Annotated in this window: 31 protein-coding genes; 28 read left to right on the top strand and 3 right to left on the bottom strand. The window is 30.2% G+C overall.

Annotated features, from left to right (window positions below):
• Nucleotide 1 precedes the first annotated feature (1 nt).
• Complete coding sequence (gene rnr / locus NXS15_RS00925; RefSeq protein ID WP_259290001.1) at nucleotides 2-2,161, bottom strand: ribonuclease R; 2,160 nt, start codon at nucleotides 2,159-2,161, stop codon at nucleotides 2-4.
• A 3-nt stretch (nucleotides 2,162-2,164) separates the two neighbouring features.
• Entirely contained in the window at nucleotides 2,165-2,401 is a 237-nt protein-coding gene (gene secG / locus NXS15_RS00920) for a preprotein translocase subunit SecG (protein ID WP_259290000.1), read from the bottom strand.
• Nucleotides 2,402-2,631: 230 nt separating this feature from the next.
• Here secG and gmk point away from each other — a divergent pair, with 230 nt between their 5' ends.
• The 12 genes from gmk (at nucleotide 2,632) to NXS15_RS00860 (ending at nucleotide 13,088) form a co-directional block, all read left to right on the top strand.
• On the top strand, nucleotides 2,632-3,228 hold the full coding sequence (gene gmk, locus NXS15_RS00915) for a guanylate kinase (protein ID WP_259289999.1): 597 nt from the start codon (nucleotides 2,632-2,634) through the stop codon (nucleotides 3,226-3,228).
• Complete coding sequence (locus NXS15_RS00910; RefSeq protein ID WP_259289998.1) at nucleotides 3,221-3,994, top strand: PP2C family serine/threonine-protein phosphatase; 774 nt, start codon at nucleotides 3,221-3,223, stop codon at nucleotides 3,992-3,994. The genes gmk and NXS15_RS00910 overlap by 8 nt, the downstream gene beginning before the upstream one ends.
• Nucleotides 3,994-4,980 carry a serine/threonine-protein kinase gene (locus NXS15_RS00905; RefSeq protein WP_259289997.1) on the top strand — a complete coding sequence of 329 codons (987 nt, stop codon included), beginning with the start codon at nucleotides 3,994-3,996 and terminating at the stop codon, nucleotides 4,978-4,980. Before NXS15_RS00910 ends, NXS15_RS00905 begins: the two co-directional genes overlap by 1 nt.
• Nucleotides 4,981-4,985: 5 nt before the next feature.
• Nucleotides 4,986-5,825 (top strand): ribosome small subunit-dependent GTPase A, encoded by an 840-nt coding sequence (gene rsgA, locus NXS15_RS00900; protein ID WP_396888590.1) that lies wholly within the window; start codon nucleotides 4,986-4,988, stop codon nucleotides 5,823-5,825.
• Nucleotides 5,818-6,471 (top strand): ribulose-phosphate 3-epimerase, encoded by a 654-nt coding sequence (locus NXS15_RS00895; RefSeq protein ID WP_259289996.1) that lies wholly within the window; start codon nucleotides 5,818-5,820, stop codon nucleotides 6,469-6,471. The genes rsgA and NXS15_RS00895 overlap by 8 nt, the downstream gene beginning before the upstream one ends.
• A 210-nt stretch (nucleotides 6,472-6,681) precedes the next feature.
• Entirely contained in the window at nucleotides 6,682-7,833 is a 1,152-nt protein-coding gene (locus NXS15_RS00890) for an AEC family transporter (protein WP_259289995.1), read from the top strand.
• Between the two features lie 51 nt (nucleotides 7,834-7,884).
• Nucleotides 7,885-8,934 carry a YihY/virulence factor BrkB family protein gene (locus tag NXS15_RS00885; protein WP_259289994.1) on the top strand — a complete coding sequence of 350 codons (1,050 nt, stop codon included), beginning with the start codon at nucleotides 7,885-7,887 and terminating at the stop codon, nucleotides 8,932-8,934.
• A 94-nt stretch (nucleotides 8,935-9,028) separates the two neighbouring features.
• Nucleotides 9,029-10,108: a DnaJ C-terminal domain-containing protein gene (locus tag NXS15_RS00880; protein WP_259289993.1), complete on the top strand. Its 1,080-nt coding sequence runs from the start codon at nucleotides 9,029-9,031 to the stop codon at nucleotides 10,106-10,108.
• Nucleotides 10,109-10,166: 58 nt separating this feature from the next.
• Nucleotides 10,167-10,637, top strand: a complete 471-nt coding sequence (locus NXS15_RS00875) for a hypothetical protein (RefSeq protein ID WP_259289992.1) — start codon at nucleotides 10,167-10,169, stop codon at nucleotides 10,635-10,637.
• A 69-nt stretch (nucleotides 10,638-10,706) separates the two neighbouring features.
• Nucleotides 10,707-11,384: a (d)CMP kinase gene (cmk, locus tag NXS15_RS00870; RefSeq protein ID WP_259289991.1), complete on the top strand. Its 678-nt coding sequence runs from the start codon at nucleotides 10,707-10,709 to the stop codon at nucleotides 11,382-11,384.
• The gene (gene der, locus NXS15_RS00865; RefSeq protein WP_259289990.1) at nucleotides 11,374-12,684 is read left to right on the top strand and encodes a ribosome biogenesis GTPase Der; all 1,311 of its coding nucleotides are present in this window, start codon (nucleotides 11,374-11,376) and stop codon (nucleotides 12,682-12,684) included. Before cmk ends, der begins: the two co-directional genes overlap by 11 nt.
• Nucleotides 12,685-12,812: 128 nt before the next feature.
• Complete coding sequence (locus NXS15_RS00860; RefSeq protein WP_259289989.1) at nucleotides 12,813-13,088, top strand: HU family DNA-binding protein; 276 nt, start codon at nucleotides 12,813-12,815, stop codon at nucleotides 13,086-13,088.
• Here the strand turns inward: NXS15_RS00860 and recU are convergent.
• Complete coding sequence (gene recU / locus NXS15_RS00855) at nucleotides 13,077-13,565, bottom strand: Holliday junction resolvase RecU (RefSeq protein WP_259289988.1); 489 nt, start codon at nucleotides 13,563-13,565, stop codon at nucleotides 13,077-13,079. The genes NXS15_RS00860 and recU overlap by 12 nt on opposite strands.
• Before the next feature lie 144 nt (nucleotides 13,566-13,709).
• Between recU and NXS15_RS00850 the strand changes: the two genes are divergently transcribed.
• From NXS15_RS00850 to NXS15_RS00775, 16 genes are all read left to right on the top strand, one after another.
• Complete coding sequence (locus tag NXS15_RS00850) at nucleotides 13,710-14,012, top strand: 4'-phosphopantetheinyl transferase superfamily protein (RefSeq protein WP_259289987.1); 303 nt, start codon at nucleotides 13,710-13,712, stop codon at nucleotides 14,010-14,012.
• 9 nt (nucleotides 14,013-14,021) lie between these two features.
• On the top strand, nucleotides 14,022-14,765 hold the full coding sequence (locus tag NXS15_RS00845; RefSeq protein ID WP_259289986.1) for a lysophospholipid acyltransferase family protein: 744 nt from the start codon (nucleotides 14,022-14,024) through the stop codon (nucleotides 14,763-14,765).
• Nucleotides 14,758-15,513, top strand: coding sequence for a segregation/condensation protein A (locus NXS15_RS00840; RefSeq protein WP_259289985.1), 756 nt, complete (start codon nucleotides 14,758-14,760; stop codon nucleotides 15,511-15,513). The genes NXS15_RS00845 and NXS15_RS00840 overlap by 8 nt, the downstream gene beginning before the upstream one ends.
• Nucleotides 15,503-16,087, top strand: coding sequence for an SMC-Scp complex subunit ScpB (gene scpB, locus NXS15_RS00835; protein WP_259289984.1), 585 nt, complete (start codon nucleotides 15,503-15,505; stop codon nucleotides 16,085-16,087). Before NXS15_RS00840 ends, scpB begins: the two co-directional genes overlap by 11 nt.
• A gap of 26 nt (nucleotides 16,088-16,113) precedes the next feature.
• Nucleotides 16,114-16,974: an RluA family pseudouridine synthase gene (locus tag NXS15_RS00830; RefSeq protein WP_259289983.1), complete on the top strand. Its 861-nt coding sequence runs from the start codon at nucleotides 16,114-16,116 to the stop codon at nucleotides 16,972-16,974.
• A 7-nt stretch (nucleotides 16,975-16,981) separates the two neighbouring features.
• Complete coding sequence (locus NXS15_RS00825) at nucleotides 16,982-17,284, top strand: Asp-tRNA(Asn)/Glu-tRNA(Gln) amidotransferase subunit GatC (RefSeq protein ID WP_259289982.1); 303 nt, start codon at nucleotides 16,982-16,984, stop codon at nucleotides 17,282-17,284.
• The gene (locus NXS15_RS00820; protein WP_259289981.1) at nucleotides 17,284-18,612 is read left to right on the top strand and encodes an amidase family protein; all 1,329 of its coding nucleotides are present in this window, start codon (nucleotides 17,284-17,286) and stop codon (nucleotides 18,610-18,612) included. Before NXS15_RS00825 ends, NXS15_RS00820 begins: the two co-directional genes overlap by 1 nt.
• Nucleotides 18,605-20,023, top strand: a complete 1,419-nt coding sequence (gene gatB / locus NXS15_RS00815) for an Asp-tRNA(Asn)/Glu-tRNA(Gln) amidotransferase subunit GatB (protein ID WP_259289980.1) — start codon at nucleotides 18,605-18,607, stop codon at nucleotides 20,021-20,023. Before NXS15_RS00820 ends, gatB begins: the two co-directional genes overlap by 8 nt.
• A gap of 113 nt (nucleotides 20,024-20,136) precedes the next feature.
• Nucleotides 20,137-20,694, top strand: a complete 558-nt coding sequence (locus NXS15_RS00810; RefSeq protein WP_259289979.1) for a thermonuclease family protein — start codon at nucleotides 20,137-20,139, stop codon at nucleotides 20,692-20,694.
• Nucleotides 20,695-20,890: 196 nt separating this feature from the next.
• A complete protein-coding gene (gene rplK, locus NXS15_RS00805) occupies nucleotides 20,891-21,334 on the top strand; it encodes a 50S ribosomal protein L11 (RefSeq protein WP_259289978.1) in 444 nt (147 codons plus the stop codon).
• The gene (gene rplA / locus NXS15_RS00800; protein WP_259289977.1) at nucleotides 21,334-22,026 is read left to right on the top strand and encodes a 50S ribosomal protein L1; all 693 of its coding nucleotides are present in this window, start codon (nucleotides 21,334-21,336) and stop codon (nucleotides 22,024-22,026) included. The genes rplK and rplA overlap by 1 nt, the downstream gene beginning before the upstream one ends.
• Before the next feature lie 77 nt (nucleotides 22,027-22,103).
• Entirely contained in the window at nucleotides 22,104-22,814 is a 711-nt protein-coding gene (locus NXS15_RS00795; protein ID WP_259289976.1) for a hypothetical protein, read from the top strand.
• Between the two features lie 34 nt (nucleotides 22,815-22,848).
• Entirely contained in the window at nucleotides 22,849-23,826 is a 978-nt protein-coding gene (locus NXS15_RS00790; protein ID WP_259289975.1) for an aspartate--ammonia ligase, read from the top strand.
• 79 nt (nucleotides 23,827-23,905) lie between these two features.
• The gene (prfA, locus tag NXS15_RS00785; RefSeq protein WP_259289974.1) at nucleotides 23,906-24,985 is read left to right on the top strand and encodes a peptide chain release factor 1; all 1,080 of its coding nucleotides are present in this window, start codon (nucleotides 23,906-23,908) and stop codon (nucleotides 24,983-24,985) included.
• Nucleotides 24,985-25,698: a peptide chain release factor N(5)-glutamine methyltransferase gene (prmC, locus tag NXS15_RS00780; RefSeq protein WP_259289973.1), complete on the top strand. Its 714-nt coding sequence runs from the start codon at nucleotides 24,985-24,987 to the stop codon at nucleotides 25,696-25,698. The genes prfA and prmC overlap by 1 nt, the downstream gene beginning before the upstream one ends.
• Nucleotides 25,699-25,705: 7 nt before the next feature.
• Nucleotides 25,706-25,927, top strand: a complete 222-nt coding sequence (locus NXS15_RS00775; RefSeq protein WP_259289972.1) for a phosphopantetheine-binding protein — start codon at nucleotides 25,706-25,708, stop codon at nucleotides 25,925-25,927.
• The last annotated feature ends 15 nt before the right edge of the window (nucleotides 25,928-25,942 follow it).

Raw genomic sequence — 25,942 nt, 5'->3', positions numbered from 1 at the left:
TTTAAGAATTTGTTTTATTAATTTTGCCTTTCAAGGCTTTGTAATAATCTTGATAATTTTTTACTAGACAAGCATCAACTTTACCGTTGATTGGGTCAGTGCTCAATATGACAACAGATGTTTTATCGCCAAGACGGTATTTGTTTTTCGTTTTGGTTCCTACAAGTTCTGTTCCTTCAGTGTTCAATACATATTCATCGTCAGTCATGGTTGATAAATGAACTAAAGCATTTGTTTTGTTTTCAAATTCAACAAACATACCAAATTTCAATATACTTACAATTTGCACATTGTAGCTTTGACCGATTTTATCGGCAAAATATTCTGCATAAAGTAAATCATTTGTATCACGTTCAACCTGCATTGCTTTCTGTTCTGATTCACTATTCAATTCAGCTATGGCAGGCAAAATTTTATTCATGTGCTCAATTTTTGTACGATCTTTATTGATTAAAATATCTCTAATTACTCGATGAACAATTAAGTCTGGATATCTACGAATTGGACTTGTAAAATGGCAGTAAAATTCGCTCGCTAAACCAAAGTGACCAATATTTTCAACACTATAAACAGCCTTAGACATAGTTCTTAAAAACATGGTTTGTAAGAAACTATCAAAGCGTTGTTTTTTAATTTTTTCAATAGTGTTTTGGAATGATTTAGGAGTTAAATTTAGGCTATCAACTTCAACTTTGATATTTAATGAGTTCATCACTTGTTTAAATTGATTGATTTTTTCTTCTGATGGTGTTTCATGAACACGGTATAACAAAGGTATTTTATTTTTTGCTAATGTCTTAGCAACTTCTTCATTTGCCCTAACCATAAAATCTTCAATCATTTTTTCACTGGTACCGCTTCTATCAACAACAACATCAACAACTTTGTTGTTTTCGTCAAGAATAATTTTTGGCTCTTCAATTTCTAAGTCAATATATCCTTCTTCATTTTTAACTTTACGGATTTTTTGTGTCAATTCATACAAGATATTCAACATTTTATTCAATGAATTATCAGTAAATTTAACTTTATTGTCTATAAAATCATTGACTCTTTTATATGTTAATCTGTATTTAGAATTTATTATCCCTTGGACAATATTTGACTTAATCGTTTTACCATTATTATCAATGTCAATCAAGATACTCATAGTAAATCTATCTTCGTTGGGGTTAAGTGAACAAATACCGTTTGATAATTTTTCCGGTAACATCGGAATGACTTGATTAGCTAAATAAGTAGAAGTACCACGTTTTAATGCCTCTTTATCAATTTCACTATTTTCACGAACATAATAGCTCACATCAGCAATATGAACTCCTAATTGATAATACTTATTGTCAATCTTTTTAATCGAAATAGCATCATCATAATCCTTTGTAGACTCGCCATCAATAGTGATGACTAGTTCGTCACGAAAATCAACTCTATTTTTCATTCCTTTAGCATCAATTGTATCCGGAATAGTAGCCGCTTCATCTAGAACTTCTTTTTCAAAACCTTTTGGTAGTTGCATCTCAGCTAAAAGTGACTTAACATAGCAAAGTGGGTCTGAAATATTAGATATTTTTTCAACAATATCTATTGTTAAAGTCTTTTTATTGTAATCGGTAATTTTTGCGACAACAAGGTCATCAATTCTCGAGTCGACTTTAAATTCCTTGATAACAAAATCAAAGCTTTTAAAGTCATTTTTAAGAGGTCTAAAGCTTAAAATGTTATTTTTCAACTCAATCACACCGTTAAGTGTTGTTGAGTTTCTTTGTTTAATTTGCACTACCACTGCATATTCTTTTTCTTCTTGTGAATCAAGTTGTTTATAAACTTTAGCTTTAACTTGGTCTCCTGATAAAGCACCGTTAAAATTAACTGATGACACAAAGTACGATACTCTTTCTTCACCTTCTATTTCAATGTCAATAAAGCCGAATCTACCGTCTTTTGCGTATTTCAATTTACCTTCAATGGTGTCTAAATATTCAATAGCAACATAGTTTTTGTCTCTTGTGTATAACAATTGATTGTTTTTAGACATTTTCATTAAAGTCTGTGTCAATTGTTTGTTTTTATCAAAAGGTATTTTTAAACCCTTAGCGATATTAACGAAATTTGACTTAGGGTTTGATTTAACAAAATTAAAAATATTTTTTTCTTCTATCATGTTTTATAACAAAAATTTAATTAAAAGCGCAAAAATGATTACAAGGATACCCATTGTAAACATTGTTCACTTCATAAATTTTTTAACTCCCCTTTCTTTTGAGTTTTTAAATAATTCTAGATCTCCAGAACCAACTAATGCACCTGAAAAACCATTAGAATCAGGCGACATCATTAGCGAAATAATGATAATGATTATTGCAATAACAATTAGCGCTATTGTTATTATAAGAACAGTCATAACTACCTCCACTTTGTAATGTAATTTCAATTATATATTAATATAGATAAATAATATTAATTAAATATTAAATTGGATAGATGTTGAAAATTATTTTTGCTAAATTTTCAATAAAAATATTGAAAAAAATAACAAAAATAAAGAAAAATTACTGATTTTATTTTGCTTTCGTTATTCTTAGCAAATAATCTCTTATATTAATATAAAAATTAATTTATAATAATAAAACTATGAATATTAATAATCGTAAAAAGAAACCAATAATTATTTTCACCGGCCCTAGCGGGGTAGGAAAAGGAACTATTGAGCAAATATTATTTAAAAATGAAGATTTAAAATTTAAACTTTCTGTTTCAGCGACAACACGTAAACCACGGACTGGCGAAATAGACGGTGTTCATTACTTTTTTATTTCCAAGGAAGATTTTGAACAAAAAATTGCCAATAATGAATTGTTGGAATACAACTTCCATTTCGATAATTACTATGGAACATTGTTGAGTGAAATAGATAATATTCACAAAGATAACAAAATTCCTTTTTTAGAAATCGAAACATTAGGGACTAAAAAAATTCTTGAAAATAAAGAAAATCTCAACAAATACAACATAATTACTGTGTTTATTTTGCCACCGTCATTTGATGAATTAAAAAACAGAATTATTGGTCGAAACACCGAAACCAAAGATTCTATTGATCAAAGACTGCAAAAAGCAAGTCATGAGTTAGCTGACAGACATATTTTTAAATACAATGTTGTTAACGATGACCCTTATAGAGCCGCTGAAGAAATAAAAGAATTACTATTGAAAGAACTACATGAATAATTTTGCTCAATTAAGTGTTAAAGGAAATGTTCGAAATAGCAACCAAGATGCCGTAGGTATTTTTCACAAAGATAACATTCACATGCTTTTGCTTTGTGATGGTATGGGCGGGCATTATGGTGGTTCAAAAGCTTCGAATATTACAGTAAATACATTCAGTAAGAAATTTGCTCAAATGATGCCGTTAGAGAAATTTGATGTTAATTCCGTTTCTTTATGATTTAAATCAGTTGTTAATGATGCACGACTAGAAATGAAAACTTTTGCCAATGTAGAAGAAGCATATTTAGATATGGGAACAACGGTAACGGCCGCAATTTATAGCGAAGTACATGGTTTTTTATATATTTTTAACATTGGTGATTCAAGAACTTATATTTTAACTAAAGGTGGTGATTTGAAACAAATTACAGTCGATCATAATTTGTATAATCGACTTATAAATGAAGAAAATTACACTGAATTAAAAGCCAGAAACGTTAAATACAACATGGCCTTAACCTCGGCGTTAGGTCCACTTAAAAAAACAAAAATTGAAATCTTTGACTTATCAGCTTCTATCAAAGCAGTGCATAGCATACTTTGCACCAGCGATGGAGTCCATAATTTTTTAGAGAAACCTTCGATTGAATTAATTATCAAGAAAGAAATTAAAGCACAGAAAATAGTTGAAGTCTTAGTTCAAGAAGCATTGGATAATCGCTCAACAGATAATGCTTCGGCTGTTTATGCCTCTCTTTCAAATATTGACGAATGGAGCAAATAATGCAAATCAATAAAAATAGTGTTGCCTTACAAAAATATAAAATAATCGCCAAAATTGGGCATGGCGGTTTTAGCGAAGTTTACAAGGTTGAAGAAATTGGAAAACCTGGTATTTATTACGCTTTGAAATATTTTTTAGTTAAAAATCAAGCTGATACAGAAACAACAATCAAGAGATTCAAGCAGGAAATAAACCTGTATAAAAAAGTAAAATCATCACGTGTTGCACAATACATCGATTCGTATATTGGCGATAATGAACAATATTTAGTGACTGAATTCATTGATGGGGAAAATTTAAAAACGATTATTAACAAAAACGGGAAATTAGTTGCCAGAACTGCAGCTAATTATGCAATGCAGATTGCTGACGGAATTAGTGAGTTGCATAATAGTAAAATAATTCACCGAGACATCAAAAGTCAAAACATTTTAATAACCAGAGATCGTGAAGTCAAAATTATTGATTTAGGATTGGCGTTATCCGAAGATAGCCAACGTTACACAAAAGATACCAAAGTAATTGGAACTGTGTATTATATGGCACCTGAATTGTGTATTGCTGGCAATAACCCTACTGAAAAAACTGATATTTATGCTTTGGGAATTATGTTATACGAAATGCTGAGCGGTGAGTATCCAATTAAAGGCCGAGATGCGATTGACACAATAAATAAACAAAAAAGTCAACCAATGCCCGAAATTACTAAAATAATTGATATTCCGCAGGCTTTGAGTAATGTCATTGCTAAAGCAACTGCCAAAGACCCCGATAATAGATACAAAAATATGTGAGAAATGTATCATGATTTAAAAACCAGCACCAGTCCTGAAAGATTTTACGAAAAACCTTATAATCCTAAAAGAGCTAGAAGTAAAATAAGTTTTCAAGACATCATCAATTCTAATAAATTTATTATTTCGGCAATCGTTATACTGACATTGTTATTTATAATCGGTATTATTGTTCTAACAATTTTAATTTAGGAGTTATGTTGAAAGGAAAAATTTATTCATTAACCGGTGGAAGATACCATATTAAAGACGAAAACAATCAAACTCACTTTTTACCAGCCGCAGGGGTTTTTAGACACAAAAATATAGACCCTGTGGTCGGCGATATAGTTGAGTTCGAAACTGATGGTTATATCTCAAAAGTTTACGAACGTAAAAACGTTTTTGTGCGTCCTAAAGTAGCAAATATTGACGCAATTGTTGTTGTAATGTCTGTAGTTGAACCAAAATTTCAACCCTATTTAGTTGATAAATATTTAGCTTTTATTGAAGCTAATGATATTGAACCAATTTTGTTTATTACTAAAGTTGATTTAGCACTCAGCGAGTGAGAAAATACTTATCGGGCAATGGGCTATGATGTTTTTGATATTGATTATCAGGATGCTAATCTTAAAGAAAAAATTAAACATTTCTTTAACGGAAAGGTCATATCATTAATGGGTCAATCGGGAGTTGGTAAAACAACATTTATCAATGTAATAGCGGGAACAAATTTTCAAACCCAAGAAATATCTAAATTTGCAAACCGTGGGAAGCACACAACTCGAACAGTTCAAATTATTGAGACTTTAGGCGGGGAATTAATTGATACTCCTGGATTTTCGAGTTTTGATATAAATTTATCAAAAATTCAATTAGCACAATCTTTTAAACAATTTAAGGAATTGTCAAAGATGTGCAAGTTTAAATCTTGTTTACATTTAAACGAACCTGAAGAATATTGCAATATAAAATTACACGTCAAAGACGGCATTATTCCTGAATTAAGATATAAAAACTATTTAAAAATGATGAAAGAGGCAAAAAATGAGTAAAAAATATGTAACACCTTCATTATTGAATGTTGAAGAAGGCAAAAGAGCACAAATGGCACAAACCTTAATTAATGAGGGCATTGAATGAATTCATTATGATGTGATGGATGCAAAATTTGTTCCTAATAAGGCTATTGAACTAGAAGAAATTATTGATATAAAACAAAACACATCGAAACACTTCATGGATGCACACTTAATGGTTGAAAAACCACTGGATTATTTAGACAAATTCAAAGATGTTGTGGATATTACCACTATTCACTATGAAGCGATAGACCATGATGAATTATTGGAATTTTTAGAAAAAAAACACCACGATTATAGAATTGGTTTAGCTATCAAACCACAAACAAATGTTGAAGAAATTCAAGATTTTCTGCCATATGTCGCTCTTGTTTTAGTAATGTCAGTTGAACCAGGAGCTGGTGGCCAAAAATTTATCCCAACAGCCTTAGATAAAATAAGTTTATTAAAAAAATTAAGATCTAAAAATCAATACCAATATTTAATTCAAGTTGACGGAGGGATCAACGATACAACTGGACCACAAGCTTTTAAAGCAGGTGCTGATGCTTGTGTAGCAGGAACATTTTTAGTAAAAAACCCTACAAAAGAAACAATTTCGTCTGTACTGAAAAACTAATAAATTCCATTTTTGGAATTTTTTTAAATTAAATCAAACAAAATATTATTTCGTACGGAGGGAGTATAATTTTTTATTATGAAAGAGTTGTTTATATCTACGATCACAAACTCCAATTTAATTGGGGTTTGTATTGCCTCTATTTTAGTTATTTTTATTGGTTTTTTACTCACGAAAGCATCAATATTTAAAACTGAGTGAATAGGGCCAATGAGTAAAATTGTCTTAGAAATCGCATTGCCAGCAATTGCTATTAAAGGTTTCATGTCTTCTTTGACAATGCAAAAATTAAAAGAACAAGCCTGAATCTTATTGATTTCATTTTTGTTTTATTTTATTCTTTCAATAGTCTCTTGGCTATGAATTAAGTGTGATTGAAAACTTCCTGTTTTCATTAAAAAAAGCAACTCAAAATCAATTGTCAATACACTTGCCCGCACTTCAAATGGTGATATACCACGAGAAAGAGTATTGACAATGTGAATGCTGTTAATTTTTGGTTCCACAACAACATTTGGCCTACCAATTATTACTGAATTTTATCGTGGCACAATAAACGAAGCAACTTCAATATTGAGTGTAAGCATATTTAATGTTCCTCAACGCATGTTTTTATACACATACTGCTTTATGATGTTTACTGGTTTGAAATTCAATAAAAAAAATATGGGTAATACCTTAAAAAAACTCGCAACAAATACAACTTTACTTATTACTTTTATTGGGCTTGCGTTGTGATTAACTCAATTAATTCCTGCTATAGGAGAACACAGTCAAGCCGTGTCTAAAACATTGAATTTAGCCAATAATGAATCAGTATTAACAGTCAAAAAAGCAAGTTATGGTGTTAATTTCCTACCAATTTATTTTGATGCTGAAGGTAATAAATACATTTACAATATTGCAAAATCTATATACGAACGCACGACATTAACTGCATCTGGTTGAATGGACGCAGGCGTGACAATGCCATACTTTAAAAATATCGCCAATATGTTAGCATCTTTATGTACACCACTTGTTTGATTAACTGTCGGAATGAAAATGAGTGAAAGCAAACTTAGAGCTGTTTTCACTGATAAATGAGTCTGATTTTACACAATTGTTAAAATTGTAATAATCCCATTATTAATGTTGGGTGTAATGTATTCACTTTATAATTCAAATCATAAAGTTGGTGCTGTTGCGGCACTATCAATCGTTGTTGTTAGTGCAACACCACCAGGAGCAGTTCCGGCCGCAATCGCATTGTCATACAATAAGGCCCCAACGTTTACAGCTCGTGCATCGGCGCTTTCAACACTGGCTTCAATCGTTTTTTTACCGATTTGAATAATTCTTTGTCAATTATTATTCACATAATAAAGAGCAATTTAAATATTGCTTTTTTTAATATCTTTTTATAATATACATATGAAAGAAACAAACAACAATATTTATACTGGTATTGAACCAAAAAAAATGTATAAAGCATACAAAAAAACAATAAAAAAAACATGAGTATCACGCAACATTATTCAAAATGAAAATAGCACTTTTTGACTATTTGAAAAAATTGCTAAATTTTTCTTAATGTTAATTTTATTTATTTCAACTCCTAAAACGAGTTGAAAAAATAAAAGTAAGTCAAGCGAGTTGATAGATCGTACATACCAAAAATTTACGGCTAAAGAATCAGCGTTTATTCCAATATCATTATCATTTTACTTTCTAATCTCCTTTGTTCCTATATTGACAGTTGTTGTTGTGTTGTTGTCATTCATCAATGGCTATAATACAGTGTTTTTAGACATTATTTTGAGTCGGATAATTCCTGGTGTTAAATCAATATTAAACATTCCAAACTTTAAAATTAATCAGAGTGTGCAATACACAACAATCGGTATTTTATTGTTCGGTTCTACATGATTAGGTTCGAGTGGTTGAGGGCGTTTTATATACTCACAAAATTACATATATGGTCACGAAAACCTAGGTAACTTTTTCTTAAATAGACTAAAAGGCTTTTTTATTGTTCTTGGCATTAGTTTGTATTTGTTTATTGTTTCTTTAATATACATATCTTTTTATAAATTAATTGTGCCAAGACTTTCAGTCGTTGGCGAACTAGTATTTTTTTACATTAGTTTTATGTTTTACTTAATATTGGTTTTATACTTTGGTTTTTCATTAATTTACAAGCTGACACCAAGTTTTAAATTGCCGTGAAACTCTGTTTTACCAGGCGTATTATTAGCTACAATCCCTAATATGATTTTCATTGGTGTTTTCGGATATTTAACATCACTTATCAATTACACCCAATACGGAGCAATTGGAACATTTATGTATATAGCTTTATTTGTTTCATCTTTATCATATTTTATATTTATTGGCTTAATTGTAAATGAGTCTTATTATAAAACCTATTACTCAAGTTACACGATAGCAAAAAGAGATTTTTTCTTAAAAAGAATAAAATAGTCAATAAAATTCAGTGTTTTAATACAAAAAACACTGAATTTTTTTAATTATTAATATTTAGCACTCTAATACTTTTTGTGCTAAAATATAAAACATGAGTAAAAAAGATTATTATAAAATTCTAGGAATTTCTAAAGACGCAACAGAAAAAGAAATTAAAACTGCTTACCGTAAATTGGCAATGCAATATCACCCAGATAAATTAAAAGATGGAACAAGTGATAAAAAAATGCAAGAAATAAACGAAGCATACCAAGTATTAAGCGACAAAGAAAAAAGAGCAAATTACGATAAATACGGCACTGAAGATGCTCCACAAGGCTTTGGCGGTTTTGGTGGCGATATGGGCGGTTTTGGTGATATTTTTGGTTCATTTTTCAATAGTTTTACTGGTTCAAGTTCATCACACTCATATGGGCCTTCTCGTGGGGATGATTTGCTATCTAGAATTCAAATTGATTTTAATGATGCAATCAAAGGTAAACAAGTTACACTTGAATTAAAAAAATGAGAAATATGTGATTTGTGTAATGGCAAGGGTGCCCAAAATGCTTCAGATATCAAAACATGTGATGTTTGCAACGGTTCAGGACAACAACAATTTCAACAAAGAACACCTTTTGGTGTAATAAATACCGTTGGTACATGTCGCAATTGTAATGGAGTTGGAGAAATAATTGCCAACAAATGTAATCAATGTAAAGGCGAAAAATATATTAGAAAAAACAAAAAAGTATCATTCAATGTTAGTGAAGGTGCGGACACCGGCGAAAGAATTAAACTTGCTGGATATGGCGACCGTGGTGAAAACGGCGGGCCTTCAGGAGATATGTATGTTGAAATTTATGTAAAAGACCATAAACACTACATTCGTAAAGGTTTAAATCTATTTTTAGAATATCCAGTATCTTTCCTAGATATCGTTAAAGAAAATGAGGTTTTAGTTCCTACTCCATATGGTAACGAAACTATCAAACTTCGTCGTAATTATCAAAATGGACAAACAATAATTTTAAATGGCAAAGGTGTTAAAAAGAATGGAAGAGTTGGTGATTTGAGAATTACATTTAAAGTTATGATTCCTGAATTATCAAACACAGAATTTAAGAAAATGGCCAAAGATTTAGATAAATATTCAGACTCCACAAATAAAGATTTCATAAAACAATTTTAAGAACATCATTTAATGATGTTTTTTTATTTTATTTATATTTGTTATTTATAATAAAAATATGAAATCTCCTAAAAAAATAAATTTAGAAAATGTATTCCCAAGTAAGGGATACGATGCAAAAAGCTTATTTAGCTCTCTACTTAAAGAAGATGAAAATTTCAAAAATGATGTTGAAATGTTTTTTTCTTTACTACCAGAAAACAATTTAGATAAAGACCTAGATGATGTGTTTATTTCCCAAAAAGAGCTAAATAGTAACCAAAATATTGACATTATCAATACAAAGGAACTTACTGATATCAAAGTCAATTTAACTGTTTTTGAACAAAAATTAAAGGGTTCAAAAAATAATTACTTCAACAAAATATCATTGCAAGATAAAGAGACTTTAGAAATGACTAAACAATTTTTTTTGGAAATGAGAAATTTCGATGGCTACGATACAGGTTTAAATTCGAGATTTGATGATGGCGACACAATGACAATAGCCGAATCAGCCGAAATTGTCATAACAAAAGTAGAACTTTAAACAAAAAAATTACTTTTTTTAGTAAGATTTATATATTGTAGTTTTAAACGCTATTATGTAAGGAGAAATATGAAAAAAATTAACGTTGCTATTGACGGACCATCAGGTGCTGGTAAGTCCACAGTTTCACAAGAAGTAGCGAAGAGAATTAATTATGCCTTTTTAAGTTCTGGCAGTGTTTATCGTGCTATCGCTTACGTGATTAACCAATTGAATATCGACCATAAAAACGAAGAACTTGTTAACCAAAACTTAAAAGATGAAATTTTAAAAATAACTTTAGATGAAAATCAGAAAATTTTTGCTGACGGGAAAGATATAACTTTATTAATAAGATCTGATGAAATCTCACAAATTTCATCAAACATTGCTGTTTACAAAAAAGTTAGAGAATATGTTGTTGAATATATACAAAAAATTACAAGAGCAAACAAAGGATACATTATGGATGGCAGAGACACCACATATCGTATTATGCCTCATGCAGAAGTAAAAATTTTCCTAACAGCTACAGCAAATGAAAGAGCGAGACGTCGTATTTTACAAAACCAACAATTAGGTTACAATACAAACTTCAATGAAGTATTAGCCGAAGTTGAAGCAAGAGATAAACAAGATTCAAGCAGAAAAAACGATCCTCTAAAAATAGTTCCTGACGCAAAAGTTATCGATTGCACTTCAATGAGTTTCGAAACAGTAGTTGAAAACATTGTTTCATTAATTAAGGAAAAAGAGAATGAGAAATAACGTAATCGCAATAATCGGAAAGCCAAATGTTGGTAAAAGTACTTTATTTAACCGTTTAGTGGGCAAAAAAAGTTCAATTACATACGATGAACCTGGTGTAACTAGAGACAGACTATACGAAACTTTTGAGTGAAGCGGTAAAGAAATTAAAGTTATTGACACAGGCGGAATTGAAGTAGAAAACCGGCCTTTTCAAGAACAAATTAGAACTCAGGCAAAAATTGCAATTGATGAAGCGAATGTAATTGTTTTTATGGTGGATGGTTCTTCGGAAATAACAAACGATGACCAGATGATTTTGAGTATTCTTCGTAAAAGCGGCAAACCAGTAATAGTTGTTGCCAATAAGCTTGACAATAAAGATTTATTTAATTGATCATGATATTCTCTTGGGGTTGATAAAATATTCCAAATCAGTGCACAACACGGACACGGGGTTGGTGATGTGCTCGATGAATGTCTGTTTTACTTAAATCTTGATGATGAAAAAACTGATAAAAATTTCAGACTTTCAATAATCGGAAGACCAAATTCTGGTAAATCTTCATTATTAAACTTACTATCAGGTGAAGAAAGATCAATTGTCAGCGATATTGCCGGAACAACCAGAGATAGCGTTAAAACTTTTGTTACAATTAAAGACCAAAAATTTGAGTTGGTCGATACTGCAGGTATTACCAAGAAAAGTAAAATTGTTGACATGATCGATAAGTACGCATTGATGCGTGCGATTTCAGCTCTTGATGAATCAGATTTATCAATAATTATGATTGATGCGTCAAGAGAATTAAGCCATTTTGATTCTAGAATAATTGGATATGCTCTAGAAAACTCAAAACCAATAATAATTGCAATAAACAAATGAGATTTAATTGAAAAAGAAACAAACACAATGGCCAATTTTGAAAAAAATATGCGTAACAAATTCCACTTTGTTCCTTGAGTGCCATTTAGATTTATCTCTGTCTTGCAAAACAAAAGAATTGATAAATTATTAGAGACAATTTTACATGTCAAAGAAAATTTAGAACGTGATGTTAAACCGTCAATACTTTCTAACTTGATAAGAGAAACTCAATTAATTCAACCCGCTGCTCCTTACAATGGAGGAAGGTTAAATATTTATTTTGCGAGAAAATTATTAAATACTAGAATCCCAACTTTTATGTTTTATGTAAACAATAAAAAATTTCTACACTGAAGCTATGAAAGATTTTTAGAAAAACAAATTAGACAAATGATTGACTTTGAAGGTACACCAATAAAATTGATTTTCAAAAATAAATCAGGTCTAGAATAAAATTCTTTCAATAAAAAAAGAGTATTTTTTCTATATTTTCTTTTTCAATCAAATTTCTCTTCTTTATTTATTTAGAAATATGAAACGAAAATAATATAATAAAATGTTAAATTAACGAAAGGAATAATATGACTAAAAAAGAATTTGTTGCAGAAGTGGCTGATTTAATGGGCGTTCCCGTTAGAATTGCTAACGACTTTTTTGAAAAGTTTATTAGCGTACTTAAAGATTGTCTTGTAAGAGATGAAAAAGTTCAACTAAGTGCTCTTGGAACATTCGAAACTGTCGTTAGAGATGGACGTGATGCTATTAATCATTTCACAAAAGAAAAAATAACAATTAAAAAGAAACGTGTTGTTAAATTTAAACCATCTAAATATTTAAAAGAACAACTAGCCGAATAAGTTGTTTAAATAAGGTAAAAAATCAATAATGCCTGGATACGTTAGCTCGATAGAGTATCCGGCATTTTTTATTTCTTCATATGACCACGATTTTTTTCAATGTTCAATTAAGTACATAGCATCAATCAAATAGAATTCATCTCATAAAGAAAATAAAACAATGAAAAAAGAGATACCTCCTAATGAATTAATTTTGCTTAAATATTCAATTTGGTGAGTAGAAATATTGGATGATGGCAGTCTATTTTCGTTTGTGCTTTTGGCTTCAAATGCAATAAAAGTTCCATTGAAACAACCGATGTAATCAACAGTACTTTTCTTAAAGACAAAAGCCCCGCTGACTTCTTTATTTGAATTCATTTTATGAAATTTAATAGGTAAAGTTTTCTTTTCAATTAGAGCAAGACCATTTTTTTCATAATATGAAATTGTTTGGTTTATGATTTTTTCTAACAGCATTCCACGATTTTTATTCATGCAATAAAAACACCAAAAATTATTGAAAAAAATAAAAAAGGAAAAAATAATTAATTTTAGGCAAAAAATAATACTTTAATCAAATTCACGCTTAATATAAATTAATATTTAATATTAATAAATAAAATAAATTATAATAATCATATGAAAATAGGAGTAGATATAACATCAATCCAGAGATTTCTAAATATTCCTAACGGATTTGAGAAGCGTTATTGTCATCCAAATGAACTAAAAATTATTGCCAAGAGCAAAAATAAGGCTAAGGATTTAGCAACTATTTGAGCAATCAAAGAAGCTTTATTCAAAGCTGATAATCAGTTGTTTGAGTTCAATAAAATTGAATTGACACACACTGAAACTGGATGAGAATACAATGATAACTACACAATTTCCAATAGTAACGAAGGCGATTTAGTTATTGCCTTTGTAGTAAGTAAAAATTAAGGAGCAATTATGAGTTTTAATATAAAAATGATTTTTCTATGATGACATTTTCTATGGTGTTTATGAAGACTGAGAGCACAGGCAAGAAAATATCGTAGACAGCCTAATGACTCAACACCTCAACAAAGAAATGACTACTTGTTGAAGAGAGCAAGACAAATTCTTTGATACTTTAATGTTAAGTTAGAAGTTACAGGCTATGATGATTTACCTAAATCACCGGCAATCTTAATGCCTAATCACAAGTCAAATATGGATCCAGTGATTTTGCTAGCGGCATTAAGAAAGACAAATCATGCCAAACAAGGTGGAAATAAAATACCAACTTTTTTAGCAAAAATTGAGTTGAAGAAAAAAGGAATTGTTAAAAATGCATTGGAATTATTAGATACTATCTTTATCAACCGTCAAGACATTAGACAATCAGTTAAAGCTTTAAAAACCTACGGTGATTTTATTAAGTCTAATAAAAGATACGGAGTTATTTTCCCAGAAGGAACCAGAATTAAAGAAGATGGTTTAGGCGAATTTAAAGCAGGAGCAGTTAAAGTTGCTCAAAGTCAATATCTATCAATTATTCCTGTGGCTATCAGCGACACACGAGATGCATTGAATAAAAATCGTGCTAAAAAACTTGTTGTCAAAGTTAACTTTTTAAAAGCTATTAAGCCAGGAGAATTTCTATCTATGGAAAATCAAGCAGTTGCTTCACGTGTAAAAACATTAATTGAAAAGGCTTTAGAAAATGAGTAGTATTTTTGTAAATGACACAGAAAAATTTTCAATAAATATTAAAAATTTTGATGGTCCACTAGATTTATTATTAGCATTGGTCCAAGATAAGAAAAAAGACATCATGGATATTGATGTTGCCGAGTTAGCTTCAGCTTACTTAAATATCATTCAAAATTTACAAGATAATGAAATTGATATTGCTGGTGAATATTTAGTTATGGCCGCAACATTATTAGCGTTGAAAACAAAAATGATTTTGTACACCCCAGAAGAAAAACCAGAAATTGAAGAAGACAAGCGAGAAATATTGCGTCGTTTGTATGAATATCAACAATTTAAAGAAATTTCAAAAGCTTTACGTGAAAGAGAAGAAGCTAGAAAATTGATCTTTATTAAAAAACCAAGTGATATTGAAGAGTTTTTAGTTGATGACGATAAATCTCAACTAGACGGGACTTCTAACCCACTTAAACTTGTTACAGTTTTAAGAAAAATGTTTGAGCGTACTTACGCACAAAAATTAAGACAAACAAAATTAGACCATTTCCAATTAACACCGCAAGATCAAATTCCATTTATTTTAAATCTATTCGATAATTATGAAAATGTAACGTTTGAAATGATCTTTAATCAGCCAAGCATGAACCACTTCGTAATTACTTTTTTAGCAATTTTAGTCTTAGTTAAAACACAAAGAATCAAATTAACCCAAAAAGAACAATTCGGAACAATTACATTCGAAAGAGGTCCAGAATATGAAAAATAATATTTTAGAAGCTTTATTGTATATTCAAGGTGATGAAGGTTTAACTTTGGAACAAGTAAAAGAAATTTTCAACCTTAATACAACACAGGAAGCAAAAAAAGTGATTAATGATTTCATTAAAGAATACAACAAGCGCGAAACTGCCCTAAAAGTTGTAAATTTCAATGAAATATATAAATTAGCAACACGTGAAACATATCGTGAATACATTGCGAAAATGGTGCAAGTTGTTAAGAAACACAGATTGTCAAATGCTGCTATTGAAGTTGCAGGTATTGTGGCTTATAAAGCTCCTGTAACTCGTTCAATGGTTAATAACATTCGTGGAGTGGCCAGTGAACAAGTAATGAATACATTATTGGCAAAAGGTGTTATTGAAGAAGTTGGTATAAGCCCTACTCCTGGTAACCCTGTTTTATACGGAATCACTAACAAGTTTTATGATTACTTTAGAATTAAAACAATGGCTGATTTACCAAGATTAAATGAGTTTAACTTTGTTGATGGTTTAGATGATGAATCTCAAGAAGATTTCAGTTTCTTTGACTCGCAAAGACCCGACCAATACGAATAGTGGTTTTTCCACTATTTTATATTACAATGTCAAAGCAATCTTTTATTGCGACATCTAACGATAATCAACGCAAATTATTGAAATTTCTATCTTCAATATACAAAAAAGTGCCCTTATCTAAATTACATAAAACACTGCGTAACGGTGACGTAAAAATAAACTCCAAACGCACAAAAGACTTTAATTACATAATTCAAGAAAATGACATTATTGAAGTTTATGGACTCAATGATAATGACTCGTTATTGACTAAATTCAACTCATCAATAACCTTAACAAGCGAGATTATATACGAAGATGACAATATTATTTTAATCAATAAAAAAGAAGGCGTCGAAGTTCACGGAAATTCAAATTCGCTTGACCAACAAGTTTATTCATATTTAAATTTTGAACAAAACACTTCGTTTAAACCCAGTCATGTTGGAAGACTAGATAAAGTCACAAGCGGCCTGATAGTTTATGCAAAAAACTATGAGTCATTAGTTGAATTAAACAAAGCAAATAACGCCTTTGATAAGGATTATATTTTTGTCTCTGAGGCAAAAATTACTGATAATCTTTACTCACTATTTATCAGTAAAAACGAGTCGCAAAAGCGTATGATTATAAGCAATAATGAAACAAAAAACTCACAATTAGCAATAACAAACATTGAATGAATTAACGGACAATACCACGCAAAAATAATAACTGGTAAAAAACATCAAATTAGAGCCACTTGTGCATATTTAAATGCCCCAATAGTTGGAGATACTAAATATGGCGCCAAAGCCTTTAGACGTGTGTTGTTGCATTCGTATTCATTGAAATTTAAAAATTTAGAAGGCAATCTATCTTATTTAAATGATAAAACCTTCTCATGCAAACCAAAAAATTGAGTATAGGAGAAAAATGAAAGTCATAGATAAAGAAAAACTAATAAGTATCGTTAAAAATTTACTTTTAGAACCAAGCGATGAAGTCATAGAACAAATTCTTTCAGAGTGAAATACATTAGAAAAACAAATATCTAATATGCAAAAAATAGATACAGAAGGCGTAAAACCTTTAACACATATCAACGAAAAACCTTTGGTTGATTTTTTCAGAGAAGATATTGAAAATAACGATTGAGCAATCACAAAAGAGCAAGCCTTACAAAACGCTTCTGATGCCGATGAAGACTACATAATAACATCTAAGGTGGTGAAATAATGAAACTATTAAATTACGGAAATTTGGATAAAGCATTAGCTGAATTAAAAGCTGATAAAAATAACGCAGTAGCACACGTTTTTGAAGAAAATTTCAATAAAAATACTGAAGGTTTACTAAAAAATGCTGTTTTTACTATTAAAGATGTTTTTGCCACAAATAATGCCAAAACAACTGCATCAAGTAAATTATTGGCTAATTTTAAACCTGGTTATAATGCAACATCAGTTCAAAAACTAATTGACGCCGGAGCTATTCCAGTTGCTAAGGTATACAATGATGAATTGGCTTTAGGGGGAACTGGGACTTTTAGTGCTTTCGGTTTGATTGCTAACCCTAAAGACTCACAAAGATTAGCAGGTGGATCTTCTTCAGGTTCAGCCGCTACATTAACTGAAAATATTTCATTTGCACTTGGTTCAGACACCGGTGATAGTGTGCGTCTACCTGCTTCATATAATTCAATTGTTGGTTTTAAACCTAGCTATGGAGCAATTAGTAGATATGGTATGTTTGCATACGCATCTTCATTAGATACTGTTAGTTATTTTGCTCACAACACCAATGATATTGCTTTAATTTCACAAGTTTTATATGGCATAGATAACAAAGATTTTACAACTGTAGAAGTCAAAATTGACAATGTAGCGAAATTAAAACCAAGATCAATTGTTGTTTTAGATATTGATGAAAAATATCTTTCACCTTTTACAAGCCAATCATACAAAGCTCTTATTGAAAAACTAGAAAATACAGATATTTCAATTGAAAAAGTCAAAATTAATGAGGATTTATTAAGGGCTGTTAAACCTGTTTACGATATTATCTCTTACTCTGAAGCTTCTTCGAATTTGTCTAATTTAAACGGAATTGCATTCGGCGAAAGAAAACAAGGTGAAAGTTGAGAACAAATAATGACTAACACTCGTTCTCAAGGTTTTGGAACAATGGTTCAAAGAAGATTGACTTTAGGAAGCATTTTCTTGTTTTCAGAAAACCAAAAAGAATTATTTATAAAAGCTCAACAAGTTAGAAGATTAATCAAAGAGTATTGAGATGATTTACATTCAAAATATGATGTTGTTATTTACCCAGCAAGCGGCGATATAGCCCCTTTTATTGATTCAACAAAGAATAAGTCATATGACTTTATGGAATACATTTTAACAACTTCAAACTTAGCTGGTAACCCATCAATAACAATCCCTTGAATTAAAGAAAAAGAATTAGGTATTAATTTAGCAATAGATTCAGCAATTTACACTGACGAAAAATTACTTTCGCACACTTTATGAATTGAGGAATTTTTAGGAGGCAAAAATGAATAGTTTTGAAGTAGTTATTGGGATAGAAATACACCTTGAATTAAACACTAAAACTAAAATGTTCTCACCGGCAAGAATAGATTTTAACGCCCAACCTAACACCACAATTAACCAGATTGATTTAGGTTACCCAGGAACCTTACCTTTATTGAATAAAGAAGCAGTAATCAGTGCTATAAAACTTGCAAAAGCCTTGAAAATGGACATTGATACTGAAATGCATTTTGACCGTAAAAACTATTTTTATACCGATTTACCAAAGGGCTATCAAATTACTCAATTTTTTAGACCAATTGGTTCAAACGGACATATTATTACAAATCGTGAAACAGGTTCAAAAGTTGAAATTGAAAGAATACATTTAGAAGAAGACACGGCAAGACAACACCACGGCGAAGTTACTAAATTAGATTACAACCGTGCGGGCGTACCTTTAATCGAAATAGTAACAACACCTTCAATCAGAAGTGCTGAGCAAGCAGTCGAATATGTAAGCAGTATTCGTCAAATCGCTTTATCTTTAGGTATTTCTGATGCCAAAATGGAAGAAGGATCATTAAGAGCTGACGTAAATATTTCATTAAGACCAAAAGGCTTTGATGTTTTTGGTACTAAGGTTGAAATTAAAAACATCAATACCTTCCGTGGTATTGCTAAAGCGATTGAAAACGAAATTGAAATCCAAACTAAAAAATTAAGAATGGGTGAAAAAATATTGCAAGAAACAAAACGTTTTAACCCCGAAAATCAAACAAATGTCTCAATGCGTGTTAAAACCGGTCAAGTTGATTATAAATATTTTCCCGAACCAAATATTCCAATAATTAAAATAAGTGATGATTTTATTAATTCAATTAAAATTAATGAATTGCCATGAGAAAGAGAGCAAAGATATAAAGATAGTGGAATTCAACAAATTTATATCAATTCTTTAGTAAATGATATTGAGCTAGCCAACTTCTTTGACTCAATAAATGTTGATAATAAAGATAAATTATCTAAACTATTTTTCGCTGAAATTGTCTCACTTGCAAATTCATTGCAAAAACACGTAGTTGAATTAAACATTAAACCAGTATATATTGAGCAAGCTATTGCTTTATTAGACAACGAGGTAATAAGTGGAAGGGCATTTAAAAAATTAATACCTTTATTGCAAAATTTCAATGAAAATATTGATGAATTGGTTCAAAAACACAAACTTGCTCAAATTTCAGATACATCAACAATCGCTAATTGAGTTAATGAAATAATCGCACAAAACACAAAAGTTATTGACGAGTACCCTACCAGACCTGAAAGAGTTTTAAAAATGATTCAAGGTTCATTAATGAAAATTTCTGGTGGTCAAGTAAACCCTACAAAAGCGATTGAAATTATTGAAAAAATACTGAATGAAAAATTTAATAATTAAAATTTAGAAAAGCATTAGGCGTATGTCTGATGCTTTTTTCTATTGTTTTTTCAATAAAAATAATAAAAAAGTCTTTTTATTGAAAAAAATCATCAATAAGCAAATATTCAAATATGAAATTTAAGCTTCATTTTCTACCAATTCTTTTAAGTCCCGTATGTGTTGTTGCTTGTGATTCAACGTTTTCAACATCTGGAAAAATCGTTAATTTCGAATATTATCATGTCAGTGACGGGGATACGATTTATCTTAATTACAATAACAAACGAACCGGCATTCGTTTTTTAGGTATTGATACTCCAGAGACTAAAAAAGCTCACAATGTCATTGCCACATTAGAAAATGCTTATGCTCAAAAGGCTAAGCAAGCTTTAATAAAGTTATTAAACAATAAACCAATCAAAATTCAAATAATAAGTATCGATCGTTATAATCGCCTAGTTGCTAGGGTTTGAAATTATCAAAATATTGACGCAAATATTTACTTAGTTTCGAACGGTCTTGCGCGTGTGAAATACCTCGATAAAAAAAGAAGTAATATTAATTATTGGAATAATAATTGAAAAATTAAAGCATATTATGACAAATTAGTTGCAGCTGAGTCGATGGCAAAAAGAAATAAAATAGGTATTTGAAAATATAAAATCGGAGATATTTTTTACAAAAAATAATTATTTAGCACTTTGCATTTTTACTTTTTTCAATTAAAAAACGTATAAATTCGGCAATTTTTATTAAGTTTAAAAAAAAATTATTATTTTTTACAATTGAATTTATAATTAAAAAGCAATTTAATATATATGATTGCCTCTTAACTAGTGGGAGATAAAAATCGCTAGAACCACACTATCGAAAGGATAAATTATTATGGCAAAATCAAAAGCTGATATTGTTCGTGTTCGTAAATTACAGTTCAAAGCCGGTCAAGCTAAACCAGGTCCAGCTCTAGCTGGTGTTGGTATTAACATGCCTGACTTTACTCGTGCTTTCAACGATGCAACACGTGACAGAGGTGACGAACCAGTTCCTGTACAAATTACAGTTTACAAAGACAAATCATTTGACTTCAAAATTTTTACAGCACCTGCAAGTTACAAATTAATTAAAGCTGCAAAGCTTTCAAAAGGTAGCTCTAACGCTAAAACAACTAAAGTTGCAACAATTACTGTTGACCAATTAAGAGAAATCGCAGAATACAAATTACCAGATTTAAATACTAACAACATTGAAGCAGCAATGAGAACAATTGCTGGAACTGCTAAAAACATGGGTATTCTAATCGAAGGTTTCGATTCAGAAGGAGATAAATAATGGCTAAAGTTGGTAAAAAAATTAAAGCAGCATGAGAATCATTTGATAAAAATGTTGCTTATGACTTAACAGAAGCTATTGAATTAGCAAAAAGAACATCATATTCAAAATTTGATGGTTCAGTTGAATTAGTATTTAAATTAAACCTTGACGTTCGTAAAGCTGATCAACAATTACGTGGTGCAGTTTTACTTCCACACGGTACAGGTAAATCAATCACTGTTTTAGTTGTTACAAATAACCCAGAAAAACAAAAACTAGCTAAAGCCGCTGGTGCTGATCAAGTTGTTGACGGTGCTGCTTTAGAACAAAAAATCAAAGAAGATGAATTCGACTTTGATGTTATGGTTGCTGACCCAGCAATGATGCCTATTTTAGGTAAATACGGTAAAAAACTTGGGCCTAAAGGTTTAATGCCTAACCCTAAAACCGGAACAGTTACTCCAACTCCTGAAAAAGCAGTTGAAGAACTTAAAAAAGGTAAAGCAAACTATAGAACTGATAAAGCTGGTGTTGTTCATACACAAATCGGTAAAGTATCAATGGATACAACTAAATTAGTTGAAAACGCACAAACAGTTATCAACTTAATTAAAAAACTTAAACCAACAACCGTTAAAGGTACATACATGCAAAATCTTGTTGTTTCACCTACAATGGGTCCTGGTATTAAAGTTAAAATTGAAAAATAATATAATAATCAAGCTTTTGCTTGGTTTTCTTTTACCATTTTTTAAATAAAGTAAAATTATCAATTAAAGGAGGAAAAATGAATAATAGTTTAATTCCTAACAATATTCCAAGTAGACAAATGAATTTAACTTTAGTTATTTTAGACATAATATTTTTAGTTTTTTTATACGCATTAATAATCTATAAGAAAAAATATATGAGTGCTATATTTTCCTTTGTTGGTGGTATATTGTACTTTATAGTTGACTGAGGTATTTTTTACAAAGCTTTGGGTCAAAGAGTAGTTATTGGAGCTAATCCATTCTGATTTTTATTATGATTATCAATGAGTTACGGAACAACAAATTTTCTATTGATATGACTCGCAATTAAAAAAGACAAACATCTATTGCATTTTGCCTTGATTATTGCAATTTGATGAATCTGTTCACCATTGATTTCAAGACTACAGCCTAACGCACAGCAAATTATAATTTGAAGAGAAACAGGTAAATACCATTGAGTAATGGCAGCAATGCTAGTCTTAGGTTACTTTGCCTTAATAACTTATAATTTAGTAACAAAACAGTCACAATTACCAATAATTAGAATGTTAATTATCGGAATTAGTGTGCAATTCGCTTGAGAATTAGCACTGATGATAAATGGTATTAGAAAATTACAATGAGGCCCAATAATTATTGACTCATTGATAGAAACTAACTTAGGAATTCCATACATTTATTTAATTTGAAAATCACTATCAAAAAGATGAAATGAAAATCTATCTAAAGTTAGTGCCAATTAGATATTATTTTTAGCAATAAAAACGAAGGAGGAAAATGTATAAATCAAAATTGTCAATTAGACAAACCCAGAGCGCAATTCAGGACCTTAAATCTTTTTTTCAAGAAGAATTGAAAAAAGAACTTAACTTAACAAGAGCAACAGCACCCCTATTTGTCTCACAAAAATCAGGATTGAATGATGGTTTAAGCGGGGAAAAACCAGTTAAATTCTTTCCTAAAGACACCGCAGAAGAACTTGAAATTGTTCACTCGTTAGCAAAATGAAAAAGACAAGCATTATATAACTATCATTTCGATGTATACGAAGGATTGTATACTGACATGAACGCAATCAGACGTGAAGAAACATTAGATGATACACACTCATATTACGTCGATCAATGAGATTGAGAAAAAATAATTTTGCCAAAAGATAGAAATATTGATTATTTAAAATCAATTGTTAATTCAATCAATAAATGTATTGTTGATACTAAAAAACATATAAATCAGAAATATAATTTAGAGCATCACTTTAGCGAGGAAGTTTATTTTATAAGTGCTCAAGAATTGGAAGATTTATATCCTCATTTAACTCCAGAGCAAAGAGAAAACGAACTAGCTTCAGTAAAAGGAACAATATTTATCTATCAAATTGGTTGAAATTTAAAATCTGGAAAACCACACTCAAACAGAGCATTCGACTATGACGATTGATATCTAAACGGCGATTTAATCGTCTATGCCCCTTGAAAAAATAAGGCAATTGAAATATCATCAATGGGTATCAGGGTAGATAAAAAATCTTTAATTGAGCAGTCTGGATTAAGTACTGAAGAAGTCAAAAAAATATCGGAATTTCACTCAGGCATTATTGATGATATTTTGCCACTAACAATTGGTGGTGGAATTGGACAAAGTAGATTGAGCATGGTTATGTTAGAAAAGCAACACATCGGTGAAGTTCAGTCATCTTATTGACCTAAAGACATTAAAGACGAATTAGAAAAACAAAACATTTATTTACTATAGTAGCTTTTGCTACTATTTTTATTGCTAATAAACGTATATGTAGGCACAATATTTAATGTTTCGTTTATAATATAGAACTATGGAACAAACAATGTACAAATCATTACTTGGAATCAAGAGTAAATATGACGAATTAACTAATAAATTGACTGAAGAATCAGTTATAAACGATATAAAGGAGTATACAAAAATAAACCGCGAAGTCGGTAAAATTAAAGATATTGCGCAGGCCTTCACTACATACCAAAATCTTGAAAAGGACGTTAAAACAGCCAAAGAAATGTTGTCTTCAAAAGATAGTGAAGAAGTGTTGTTTGCTAAATCAATAATCGAAGAAAATGAGCCAAAATTGGACGAGTTAGAAGCAGAATTAAAAATTCTTATTTTGCCAAAAGATGAAAATGATGATAAAAATGTTATTATCGAAATCAGAGGAGCTGCCGGAGGAGATGAAGCTAATATTTTTGCCGGTGACTTGTACAGAATGTATTCAAAATACGCTGAAGAAATCGGCTTTAAACACACAATATTGTCATCTTCGCCAGCTAACGCAGGTGGTTTTAGCCAAATAGTTTTTATGGTTAAGGGCGAAAATGCTTATTCTAAATTAAAATTCGAAACCGGTGTACATCGTGTGCAAAGAATCCCTACTACTGAAAGTAGTGGCCGTATTCACACTTCAACAGTTACTGTAACTGTAATGCCAGAAATTGACGACAGCGTTGACATTGAAATCAAACCAACAGACTTAAATATTGATACATACCGTTCATCTGGTGCTGGTGGACAAAGTGTTAACACAACTGACTCAGCAGTTAGAATTACACACATTCCTACAGGAATTGTTGTAAGTTCACAAGATCAAAGAAGTCAAATTGCTAACCGTGAAGCGGCAATGTCAGTGTTAAAATCAAAATTATATGATTTGGAATTACAAAAAAAACAAGATGAAGAATCTAGTTATCGTAAATTAGCAGGGCATGGTGACCGTAGCGAAAAAATCAGAACATATAATTACCCACAAGACCGTGTGACAGATCACCGTATTGGTTTCTCGTCTTCTTTAAAACAAGTTATTGAAGGTAAATTAGAACCAATCATTCAAAGTTTATTGACAGAAGAACAAAATCAGAAAATTGCCGCCAGTGGTTTAAAATAATGCCAACAGTTGAAGACTTATTACTAGAAAAAAAACGTTATGGCTTACAACAAATAATTACTGATGAAGAAAAAATAAAGCTTGATTCAGGAATGCCAATTCAATATATTATGGGTTATGTTGAATTTTTGAATACACGAATCAACCTTAATCACAAGGTATTAATCCCTCGTTATGAAACCGAAGAGATGGTACACATGATTATTGAAAAATACTCAAAAAATATTGATAATATTAATGTTTTAGACTTGTGCTGTGGTTCTGGTTTCATCGGTTTAGCAATCAAAAAAAATATAAAAAATGTTTCAGTTACTCTTTCTGACATTGATCAAGAAGCGATTGATCAAACGAATGAAAATATTAAGCAAAATTTCAACGACCATAGAGACATTAAAGTTATTAAAAGTGACTTGTTTGAAAAAATTAACGATCGCTTTGACTTAATTGTTTCAAATCCACCTTATTTAGATCCCAATATTAAATTAGAAAATCAACAATCCCTTAATTTTGAACCTCAACACGCACTGTTTGCTGAGGATCAAGGTTGATATTTCTATGAAAAAATACTCAAAGAATACAAGAAATACCTAAAGCCAGGCGGTAAATTAATTTTAGAAATAAACCCGTTACACCTGGAAAAATGAAAAGCATTAGAAAATGCGGTTATCATTAATGATATAAACAAAAAACCACGTTTTGTAATTGTTGTATAATTTACCTATGGATATTAAAGAAAAAGTAATACAAAGAGTTCAAAAATATTCTAAAGGCAAAGTTTCTTTAGAATCTGAATTAAAAGAATTGAAAATCGACTCATTAACACTTGCTGAATTAGTCTTTGAATTGGAAGAAGAATTAAATATCAGAGTTAGTGATTCGGAATTAATGAAAATAAAAACCATTAAAGACGTAGTGTCATTAATTGAAAATACTAAAAAATAAAGTTGTTCTAATTCA

Origin of the sequence: Mycoplasma sp. CSL7475-4 (assembly GCF_024834065.1) — a bacterium.
Taxonomy (GTDB): Bacteria; Bacillota_I; Bacilli_A; order Mycoplasmatales; family Metamycoplasmataceae; genus Mycoplasmopsis.
This window is presented reverse-complemented; position numbering and strand designations above follow the sequence as displayed.